The following is a 1,248-nucleotide window of genomic DNA, read 5'->3' as shown; positions in this document are numbered from 1 at the left end:
AATTCATCGTCGTATTCCATCTTTGTTGATGAAGTCTCTTGAGGACTCTGAAATTTGTGCAGATTTTCTTCAGATTGTTCCGTATGGTGCTCGACGCTTTGATATTATATGGAAATGGCTTGAAGAATATGCTGCTGATGATGAGTGGAAGAGAAAGATACGTAAATTATCAAATGCACTCATAAACCCTAAGAATTTCCAACTTCCGGAATTTTTTTATTTTAGTCTTGATGGAAGTAACTTTGAACAAGAATATCATCGTTTATATATGATGATTGAAATTCTTGTCGAAGCAATCTTTCATTATCCGACTATAGAGTGTTTTTATCATCAAGAAGTAAAACAATACCTAAAGATTCCACCACATACTATGGGATTTATCGGAACCTTTCCATATCTTCTGGTATCAAGAATAGTTGATATAAATAATTATTCAACATTAAAATCTACCATGAATCAATATTATAAGAAAGAATTGGATATGTTTGACTACAAAACATACGAGCCTAAGATACCTGTAATGATTGAGCGGCTTGAAAAGCTCGGTGATGAGATTCGGACAATGTGGACGTCTGAGGTCGGTATCGACCACGACCCGATATGGGACAAAATCCGTGAATGCATCGGATAAAAACTGACACTATATTACCGTCTGCCAATGAACGCTAAAGTGACATATTACCTACAGCTTGCCATAGTGCTCCTGATGAGCATTGTGGCAAACTGCGGGTATGCGTCCGTCGCAACGGTTTATCATGATGTCAACAACCGTGCTCGGCGGATAAGGTTTAGCGACGGGGGAGAGACGCGCTATATTTATGGTCTTGACGGCGTGAAGCGCCGTGTAGAGCATATTATCCCGGGCATTCCTCCGGTTGTTTCGATTGGCGTAGCGGCCTCGGGGTCTACCGTGACGTCGACAACTGATTACAGCGGTGCGTTTGTGTATGAGGACGGTGTGCTTGAGCGTATCCACCTCGACTGCGGCTATTTGAGCTACCGGGATTTCTCGGGACGCCGCCTCACTGAGCCGGAGTATCATTTCTATCAGCGCGACCATCTGGGCAACAACCGTGTAGACCTGTGCTCCGACGGAAGCGTGAGCCAGATAACCCACTATTATCCATTCGGTCTTCCGATGTCGATGGGCCACTCGCCAGAGAGCCAGCGATGGAAGTTTGGCAACAAGGAGCTCGACCGCATCAACGGCCTCGACCTCTACGACTTCGAGGCCCGTGCCTACGATCC

The 1,248-nt window shown here is 44.9% G+C and carries 1 protein-coding gene and 1 pseudogene; both read left to right on the top strand.

Annotation, left to right across the window (positions count from 1 at the left end):
* On the top strand, positions 1–631 hold a 631-nt coding region (locus K2I50_RS10685), incomplete at its 5' end, for a hypothetical protein (RefSeq protein ID WP_301026335.1).
* A gap of 27 nt (positions 632–658) precedes the next feature.
* A pseudogene (locus tag K2I50_RS10680) lies at positions 659–1,248 on the top strand (hypothetical protein); the annotation flags it as partial.

This window comes from Muribaculum sp., from assembly GCF_029051885.1.
GTDB lineage: Bacteria > Bacteroidota > Bacteroidia > Bacteroidales > Muribaculaceae > Muribaculum.
The sequence above is the reverse complement of the archived record's forward strand: the minus strand, read 5'-3'. Positions and strand labels throughout refer to the sequence as shown.